Source organism: Piscirickettsia salmonis LF-89 = ATCC VR-1361 (genome assembly GCF_000297215.2).
Taxonomy (GTDB): Bacteria; Pseudomonadota; Gammaproteobacteria; order Piscirickettsiales; family Piscirickettsiaceae; genus Piscirickettsia; species Piscirickettsia salmonis.
In genome coordinates, this window is record NZ_AMFF02000205.1 from 1 (window position 1) to 5,537 (window position 5,537).

4 protein-coding genes are annotated in these 5,537 nt (G+C 40.5%); 3 read left to right on the forward strand and 1 reads right to left on the reverse strand.

The features are described 5' to 3' along the window. Positions 1 to 113 precede the first annotated feature (113 nt). On the forward strand, positions 114 to 221 hold the full coding sequence (locus C200_RS16800) for a hypothetical protein (protein WP_457620993.1): 108 nt from the start codon (positions 114 to 116) through the stop codon (positions 219 to 221). 14 nt (positions 222 to 235) lie between these two features. After that, on the forward strand, positions 236 to 343 hold the full coding sequence (locus C200_RS16805) for an IS1 family transposase (RefSeq protein ID WP_369094786.1): 108 nt from the start codon (positions 236 to 238) through the stop codon (positions 341 to 343). A gap of 81 nt (positions 344 to 424) precedes the next feature. On the opposite strand, the gene hrpA is transcribed toward C200_RS16805, so the two are convergent. Then, complete coding sequence (gene hrpA, locus C200_RS13380; protein ID WP_016211561.1) at positions 425 to 4,291, reverse strand: ATP-dependent RNA helicase HrpA; 3,867 nt, start codon at positions 4,289 to 4,291, stop codon at positions 425 to 427. A 165-nt stretch (positions 4,292 to 4,456) separates the two neighbouring features. Between hrpA and C200_RS13385 the strand changes: the two genes are divergently transcribed. Continuing rightward, positions 4,457 to 5,332, forward strand: coding sequence for a ParA family protein (locus tag C200_RS13385; protein ID WP_016211564.1), 876 nt, complete (start codon positions 4,457 to 4,459; stop codon positions 5,330 to 5,332). The last annotated feature ends 205 nt before the right edge of the window (positions 5,333 to 5,537 follow it).

The window sequence follows — 5,537 nt, forward strand, 5'->3', positions numbered from 1 at the left end:
TGGCTTTGGCATGCAATTGATCTCTCCACCGTCAAAATTCTTGCCTATCATTTTGGCCGACGTAAAGATGAAGGTATTTAATTGCGCTTAAATCAAAACTTTCATCGTTTAACATTCGTTATTACTATACAGATGATTGGGGCTCTTATCAGCGTATTTTGCCAGAAGATTCTCACTTCATTGGTAAAAAAACACACAGGCCATTGAGCGCAAGCATTTAACCCTAAGAACCCGAATTAAGCGTTTAGCACGCAAAACCATTTGTTTTTCGAAGAGTGAAAAGATGCATGATGTAGTGATTGGTTTATTCATCAATAAACTCGAGTTTGGCAAGGCGACCTAACTAAACAATCAAATAGAGACATTACCCAAAATAGCAATAAATTTAGTATTAATGATTTTATATTATAAATATTATTTCACATTACCCTTTAACACTTTTCCATTGAGCCATTAAGCGCTTTTCCGAAATAGGGTATAAGGTTTTTAACTCTTGGGCGAAAATAGACACTCGATATTCTTCTATCATCCATTGAAACTCAATTAAAGCATCCATATTGCCCTGCTGATTTTTCACCCACAATTCACCTTCATCAATTTTTTCTAACCAAGGAACCAATAAGCGCGTATGACGGATATCTCGATTAACATCATTTTTCATACGTTCCAGACGCTTTAACATTGCTTTTAAATAAACAGGCAAACGCTCTAAATATTTTAATGGTGTTTTTTGAATAAACCCTGGAAAAATTAAACGATTTAGCTGTTTTTTAATATCTTCATATGACTCAATTAAGGCAAAACTTCCACTTATTTTTAGTTGCTTTTGAATAAGATTGCGCATTTTTAATACTTCAGCAATAATTTTCGCTATACTTTCACCATTTTTAACCAACTCCCTGCGCTTTTCTTCTAAACACTGATTAAATTCAGCTTCTTTAAGAATTAACCTGTTATCCTTAAAGAATGTTGCCTCAAAAACCGCGCTAACTAAATCATCTGCTAGCATCTCATTACCACCTAAACTAGCAAAATAAACCGCTAAGTTATTTAATTTTAATAATTCTTTTTTTAAGTATTTTGCCTGTTCAGTGAATATATTCATAGCAAGCTGTACTTGACCGTGTAAATGATAGCTCTCTGCTTGTTCTTTAATCGGCGCTGCGCCTAAAAATACATGATTATTTTCAGAAATTAAACATGGGAATAATTGCATTTGCATCGAGAACTGTTCCACTGTCACTGTGTCTTCTAAGTCACCAAAATCCCAACACTCCACCATTTTTTTCTCAGTTTCAGCAAGTAGCGACCGATGAGTAAGCTCACGCTTGCTAGACTGATCAATATCATTGCTGCACTTAGCTTGTAATTTTTGTAAATCACGCCCTTCAGCAATAGCCTTACCCTCTTCATTAATGATTTGAAAATTCATCTGATAAAAAGGCTCAAGCATCACATTTTCCCAAGTATCCACCGGTACATTAATTCGCTTTAAGGCCGTTAAAGCTAAGGCTAAAGCCACTGTTAACGGTCGACTGCGATCTAAGCGATGAACGACTCGACAGGCCATGTCAGGCGCTGGAATAAATTGGCGACGCAATGACTTTGGCATGGCTTTAATCAGCATGGTCACCTTTTCTTCTAAAAAACCAGGCACCAAACACTCAAACTCAGCACTCGATAAATGTGGTAGTATTGCTACAGGTATTGTTGCTGTCACACCATCACGTAAACCACCTGGCTCAAAGTGATAGCCTAAGGTAAATTGGAAACCACCGACTTGTAACTGATTTGGAAATTGAGCAACCGGGTCTTCCATCAGCTGCTGCAATAAGTCTTGCCGTTGCATATATAACGCTTGAACTTGGTCTTTATCCGCTTTTTTTTGCAACCAATTTTTTAAAGTAATCGCACTGTGAATAAATTCAGGAATCACACCATCATAAAAACGATACAGTGCGTCATCATCGACAACAATATCCCGTCGCCGTTGTTTATGCTCTAATTGCTGCACCTCTTCTAGTAATTTTTTATTATACTGATAGAACTCAGCATTACTCTGTAATTCTTCACCCACTAAGCCATTACGAATAAAGATTTCACGTGAAAGTTTGCCATCAATACGGCCATATTGAAGCGCTCGCTTTGCAATCAAAGTGACCCCATATAGCACCACCTTTTCATAGGCGATCACCTGCTGGCGTTTCATCGACCAATGTGGCTCGAAGTACTCACGCTTAACTAAGTGTGCCGCAGCTTGTTCTACCCATAGTGGATCGATACTCGCGACTTGCCTGGCATAAACACGTGCTGTTTCAACAATTTCCCAGGCCATACACCACTTTGGCCCTTTTTTAAATAAAGAAGAACCGGGGAAAATATGGAAACTGCGATTACGCGTACTCGTATATGAGTGATCTTCACTACTTTTTACTGCCACTTGCGTGACTATACCCGTTAAAATCGCTTGATGCAGCTGATCATAATCGGCGGGCTCTTGGTTAAAATGCAGCTTTTGTTCACGTGCCAATTGGCTGAGTTGTTGATACACATCATGCCATTCTTCAACACGTAAATACGCATAAAAATTTTCTTTGCAATAATTACGAAAGCGTCGCTTTGAGAGCTCTTCACGTGCTGTTGATAAACGCTGCCAAAGCTTTAAAAAACTGACAAAGTCAGAACGTTGATCACGCAACGGCCGGTGCACTTCATCCGCTTGCTGTTGCTTATCTTGAGGCCGCTCACGCGGATCTTGAATACTCAACGCACTGGCAATAATTAATATTTCACTCAAGGCATTTTTTTCAGCCCCAGCCAATATCATCCGCCCAATAGACGGGTCGACGGGAAAACGCGCAAGCATTCTGCCAAGTGATGTTAAACGTTGATCTGCCGTCATGGCCCCAAGTTCAGTCAGCAAACGTAGACCATCATTGATATAACGTGTATCGGGTGCATCTAAAAATGGAAAATCCTGAATGGCACCCAATCCTAAATTTGCCATGTGCAAGATCACTGCGGATAAATTCGTTCTAATCACTTCTGGGTCAGTAAATTCAGGCCGAGCATTAAAATCCAACTCATCATATAAACGGATGCAAATACCATCGGCCACACGGCCACAACGCCCCTTGCGTTGATTCGCACTGGCCTGAGAAATCGCTTCAATCGGCAAACGCTGTATTTTTGTTCGGTAACTATAGCGGCTAATACGTGCAAACCCCGCATCAATGACATAACGAATACCTGGGACTGTGAGCGATGTTTCTGCCACATTCGTCGATAAGACAATGCGCCGACCAGACCCTGAACTTTTAAAAATCGCCTGCTGTGCCTTCAAACTTAACCGTGAAAATAACGGCAATACTTCAACACGAGGAAACGCCTTACGTAAAGCATCCATTAAATCTAAAATTTCCCGCTCACCTGATAGAAAGACTAAAATATCACCCGGGCCACTTTGCCAAAGCTCATTCACCGCCTCACAAATGGCATCGCTACTTTCTGTTTCAATATCATCTTGTAACAAGGGTCGATAACGCACCTCTACAGGATAAGTTCGCCCTTCAACTCGTAAAACGGGTGCATTATTAAAAAACCGAGCAAAACGCTCAGGATCGATCGTCGCTGAGGTAATAATGACTTTCAACTCAGGGCGCTTAGGTAATAATTGCTTTAAGTAGCCTAATAAAAAGTCAATATTTAAACTGCGCTCATGAGCTTCATCGATGATAATGGTATCATACTGCAACAATAAGCGATCTTGTTGCATTTCAGACAGCAGCATGCCATCGGTTAATAACTTAATTAAGTTAATTTCCTTGATTTTTTCATAAAACCGCACTTTGTAACCGACAGTTTCACCTAGTTCCGTACCTAATTCTTGAGCAATGCGATCAGCCACCGAACGTGCAGCAATTCGCCGCGGTTGGGTGTGACCAATAAAACCCCGCTGGCCACACCCTGCCTCTAAACACATTTTAGGTAATTGAGTTGTTTTGCCTGACCCAGTATCCCCAGCAATAATCACCACTTGATTGCCTTTAATCAGCTCAATAATTTCATCACGAGCAGCAACCACGGGTAATTCATCGGGATAATTTAACGTTGGAATACTAGCCGCTCGTGCGACAACACGCGCACGGGCATCAGGCATCTTTTTTGCTAAACGCTCATTAGCATACGTCAGATTATGCTGTTTTGACCACGCACGCCAGGCTTTACGTAACTGCCACGCCTCTTTTACCGTACATTCTTGCATTAATTGGTCAAATATCATTTGCTGCATGCTGTTCTCTTCTCCACTGTCGTGCAGCAGCATCATAGCACAGCATCAAACAAATTTTGCAAAACACCCGGAGGGGAAAAGGAAAATCGTAACTTTCTCGACCTTCAGTCAATGTTTCGTTAGACTTAGCAAATACACTCTATCGATCTCAAGGAAAGTATCATCATGAAGCGTGTCGTTTTTAATCAAAAAGGTGGGGTTGGCAAATCCAGTATTACTTGCAATCTTGCGGCGATCAGCGCACTCTGTGGCCTGAAAACTCTAGTTATTGATCTTGATCCACAAGCGAATTCAAGCTTTTATTTATTAGGCCAACAATACACCGAATGTGAACATACTATTACCGACTTTTTTAGTAATATTTTATCGTTTAATTATTCAAGCAGCCCTCTGGCTGAGTGTATTCAACCCACAGCAATACAAAACCTAGTCATCATCCCTTCAAATCTTGAATTAGAAACCCTACACAGCAAACTAGAATCACGCCATAAAATTTATAAACTCAAAGAAACGCTTGACCAGCTCGATTATGATGCCGTGTATATCGACACTCCCCCGGCCTTTAATTTTTTTAGTCGCTCTGCCCTCATCGCCGCCTCACACTGCCTCATTCCTTTTGATTGCGATGAATTCTCCCGCCAAGGCTTATACACACTAACTCACAATATTCATGAGATCAGTAGTGATCATAATCCAAATTTAGCCATAGAAGGCATTGTCATTAATCAATACCAGCCCACCAGCAAGCTGCCCCAACAAGTGGTTCAAGAGTTGCTAGATGACCAGCTCAACGTTATAGAGCCCTACTTATCATCTTCTATAAAAATGAAAGAATCTCATAAAAAAGCAGAGCCATTAATCCAGCTGTATCCAAGTCATAAACTCACCCAAGAATTTTTGCAGGTTTTTCAAAATATTCACCCACGGATTAATGTACAAGACTTTATTCCACAATTTAAACCAAACGCCCAAAAATCAATGATTAATCACTCAAGAAAGTCTAAACACAAAACACCTTTAGATCTAGAGATTGTTTCTTAAAATTAAATAAAATAAGTGCAGCGAAAGCTATAATGCTCCCGAGTTTTCAGACAGAACAGTTTAACGATTTATTCCTGCGTAAGCGTCGCTACCTCGGTAGGTATTTTGCACATCCAATGATGCAAAATCGCCGAGCAAAACGCGACGACTATAAACCCTCGGACGTCCGCGTCACACAGCGTTACACAGCGTTACGTGCCTTGAA

Coding starts and splice junctions, on each gene's coding strand:
- hrpA (WP_016211561.1), bottom strand. CDS start 4,291: ATGCAGCAAATGATATTTGACCAATTAATGCAAGAATGTACGGTAAAA.
- C200_RS13385 (WP_016211564.1), top strand. CDS start 4,457: ATGAAGCGTGTCGTTTTTAATCAAAAAGGTGGGGTTGGCAAATCCAGT.